Origin of the sequence: Terriglobus sp. YAF25 (assembly GCF_052113305.1) — a bacterium.
Taxonomy (GTDB): domain Bacteria; phylum Acidobacteriota; class Terriglobia; order Terriglobales; family Acidobacteriaceae; genus Terriglobus.
In genome coordinates this window covers 1-2,758 of record NZ_JBFRCY010000634.1, presented here as the reverse complement: position 1 = coordinate 2,758, position 2,758 = coordinate 1, and the positions used below count along the sequence as shown (strand labels likewise).

Here is a 2,758-nt window from a genome sequence, read left to right as displayed (position 1 = left end):
GGTGTCGCGAGTCTCCTTTTACAGGAACTGCTTCGCTTCGCGACAAGCGAGATGAGGAAACTAGAGGTGCAGGTCCCGCTCAAGTATGAAAACACGGTCCGTTTGTTTGAACGCTTCGGATTTCGCTTGTGCGGTTTATTACCAGGGAGCCTGCAAATCGGCTCTGAAGAGCTTGACATCTGGATGATGACTAGGCCGCTACGTTGATTTGATAGCGAAGCCCATCGTGAATGCGGCCGAGCTTAGCTCGCACCACGCTGGCCCACAACTAGGCGCTTACGGCGATTTGCAGAGGAATACGTGAGCGAAGGGACACTTGCCTCAGAGATTGGCTGATGGATTCCATTTCGACCCGGATCAGCCCCGCATTGAATGTTGAAGCAGGTCGCAACCAATACGTTGAAGAGATTCGCTTATGGCATCCGGTCCTTCCCAACCGCAACCTACATTGATTCCCGTTCATGTATGCATCCACTGTGGCACGATTTCCAGACGGGAGGCCTTTGAAGGAAGGGCAATCACTTCTGGGATCTTCACTTGCCCCAAGTGCGGTGAAGACGGTCCGCTCAACGTAGAGATCAGGCCTGCTTCTGAAGCATAAGCGACTTAGCGAATCTCATGATCCTGTAAGAGGCAGTCGTCCCTGCGATTTGTGCGCGAAACTGTCCATCTTTCTCGACGTGGCCCGAACAAACTCCTTCACGAGACGTGACTTCGTATCGGAACGAACTGCCAGGTTTGTCACCAACCGAAGCTGTGATTCTGACAACGGCCTCATCGTGATCCCGTCACGTGAAATACGCCAAGCGGCACTCCGAGGAAGAAAAGCCATCGCTTGATGCTCCAGAATGATTTCAGGGACCTCTTCTGGACTCATTACGTGAAAGATGTCCTTCGGGCGAACATTCTTACCTGACCCAACAAACAGGATCATGTCGTAGAGGTAGGAATTCGCGTGTCGACTGAGCAAGACCCAGTTTCTGTCGTGCATCTGTCCCAAGAGTACTTCCCGGTGCTGCCCAATTGGGTCGCTGGCTGCCATCACAATGTAGAACGGATTGTCCGCCAAGCGGAGCAGGCTCAGCTTCGGTGTCTCTGGAACGCCGGTCGTCATGGCAGCGTCGAGATCGCCTGAAATTACTTGGTGCGCGAGTTCGTTTGAATAGTTGCTCCACTGTTTGATCCTCATGCCGGGAAACAGGGGCAAGCGGATCGATAACAGAGTGGATACGAGAAAAGGATCGGTATACGCTGACTTTCCGAGATTCAAGACCTCATCAGCGCCATTGAAAACAGCTGTTGCCGCTGCCACGGCTCGTTCAGTGTGAGACACCGCTTCGATAGCCTCTTCAACAAAGGCACGGCCCGCATCGGTTATAGCGACGGTTTGATGATTCCGATCAAAGAGCCGAAAACCCAATTGGTTCTCCAACTCATAAATTTGTTTGCTCAGTGTGGACTGGCCAATATGCAGACGATCAGCGGCACGCGAAAAATTGAGGTCTCTCGCAACCGCGATAGCAGCTTGAAGCAACCGAACTTCCGGAAGAGCCATAACCATCCTCCGAACTCAGCATTAGGAGACGGCAAGCAAACGTACAGCTGGCAATCGTCAATTTCGACAAGAAGATTTTATTCCTTCCGCGTTTGGTTTTGCCAACGCGGCGTCCATCCAAATGTCTTCGTTATTCCCAACTGGAATAACGCTAGCCCTAGTTTTCATTGGACGGCTTGCCATATTTGTCAGGATGATGGGCTCAATTCAGGCGTCAGTCTGCTGGGCTGAAAGCCTTGGTGGTGACGAACCACGGCGCCTGACTTGGAGTGACCCAATGGCAGAGACGCACTACCTTCTCGATGCACACGAAGCTGCACAGATCCTGCGGATGGATAGGAGAACGCTGGTGCGATGGGCACGGCTTGGCCAAGTCCCGGCCCATCCTATGGGAGAGGGCAAACGGAAGCTCTGGCGCTTCGTTGAGCATGAGCTACTTCAGTGGGTCGAAGCTCGCAGAATCAGCTCGGAACGGCGACCGCCCGCGAGTACCATGGAGACAGCCATCAGCGCTCATGCCAGGAGAACAGCATGAGCCGCTTTCAACAAGGAAGTCTCTTGAAACAGAAGCGCAAAAGCGGTCCGGATGTATGGGTCTTCCGCTGGTATGACGAGACCAGCGGAAAGCGCACGTACAAGAAACGCAATCTCGGCACGGTGAATGAACTTCCATCACGTCGGGATGCGGAACAAGCCGTGGCCGATTTTCGCGCCAACATCAACGTCGAGGTTAGAGTGCCTGTCACGGTCTCTGAGCTCATCGCCCACTACCGCAAACACGAGTTGACTGCCGACAAGAAGGCATTTGCCACGATCGAGTCAACGTCGATTTATCTGACAAATCACATCGCTCCCGCTTGGGGTGAGAAGTGGTTGTCAGACGTTCGAACCGTGCAGGTTGAGGAGTGGCTGCATTCGTTGTCATACGCTCCGGCAACGAAAAGCAAAATTCGGAACATCATGTCGGCGATCTTCAATCATGCCATCCGGTATGAGTGGATGCATCGCAATCCCATCAGTAAAGTCCGCGCCTCGTCAAAGCGTTTGCGGGAACCGGATGTTCTGACACCTGCCGAGTTTGCGGCATTGGTCGAGGAACTGCCTCTTCGCGTGAAGGCGATGGTGGTCTTGGCTGGGAGTACAGGCTTGCGGCGTTCGGAACTGGTTGCGCTCACATGGCGGGACATCGATCCACTGCTGATG

The 2,758-nt window shown here is 53.6% G+C and carries 4 protein-coding genes; 3 read left to right on the top strand and 1 reads right to left on the bottom strand.

Going from position 1 to position 2,758, the window contains the following annotated elements; genetic code table 11:
- Positions 1 to 207 (top strand): GNAT family N-acetyltransferase (locus AB4043_RS21535; RefSeq protein WP_442308039.1); only part of this gene is annotated, 207 nt, incomplete at its 5' end.
- Between the two features lie 409 nt (positions 208 to 616).
- Here AB4043_RS21535 and AB4043_RS21530 read toward each other — a convergent pair.
- On the bottom strand, positions 617 to 1,555 hold the full coding sequence (locus tag AB4043_RS21530; RefSeq protein WP_442299638.1) for a LysR family transcriptional regulator: 939 nt from the start codon (positions 1,553 to 1,555) through the stop codon (positions 617 to 619).
- A gap of 121 nt (positions 1,556 to 1,676) precedes the next feature.
- Between AB4043_RS21530 and AB4043_RS21525 the strand changes: the two genes are divergently transcribed.
- Both AB4043_RS21525 and AB4043_RS21520 read left to right on the top strand, forming a co-directional pair.
- Positions 1,677 to 2,090 (top strand): helix-turn-helix domain-containing protein, encoded by a 414-nt coding sequence (locus AB4043_RS21525; RefSeq protein WP_442299637.1) that lies wholly within the window; start codon positions 1,677 to 1,679, stop codon positions 2,088 to 2,090.
- On the top strand, positions 2,087 to 2,758 hold a 672-nt coding region (locus tag AB4043_RS21520; RefSeq protein WP_442308038.1), incomplete at its 3' end, for a tyrosine-type recombinase/integrase. The genes AB4043_RS21525 and AB4043_RS21520, both read left to right, overlap by 4 nt.